Genomic DNA, 260 nt, shown 5'->3' with positions numbered 1-260 from the left:
GCAACAATCTCGTCGACGATGTATTGAATCATCGGCTTGTCGACGATCGGTAGCATCTCTTTAGGAATGGCTTTTGTGGCTGGCAGCATATGCATGCCCAGTCCGGCTACCGGAATGACTGCTTTCAAATTAATCATTATTTCTTCCACCTTAAAATGGTTGACGAATTATAGCTCTTAAACCTGTTTTCGCCAGTATGATTTGCCGTAATCCTGTAATGATATTACGCCTTAGCACCACAAATTACAGTAGTTGTAATC

1 protein-coding gene is annotated in these 260 nt (G+C 41.9%); it reads right to left on the bottom strand.

What is annotated here, in order from left to right:
* On the bottom strand, window positions 1-137 hold a 137-nt coding region (locus tag RTW80_RS29760; protein WP_409415343.1), incomplete at its 3' end, for a sugar phosphate nucleotidyltransferase.
* Between the last annotated feature and the right edge of the window lie 123 nt (window positions 138-260).

The organism is Escherichia sp. AM3 (genome assembly GCF_032029835.1).
GTDB lineage: Bacteria > Pseudomonadota > Gammaproteobacteria > Enterobacterales > Enterobacteriaceae > Escherichia > Escherichia coli.
The sequence above is the reverse complement of the archived record's forward strand: the minus strand, read 5'-3'. Positions and strand labels throughout refer to the sequence as shown.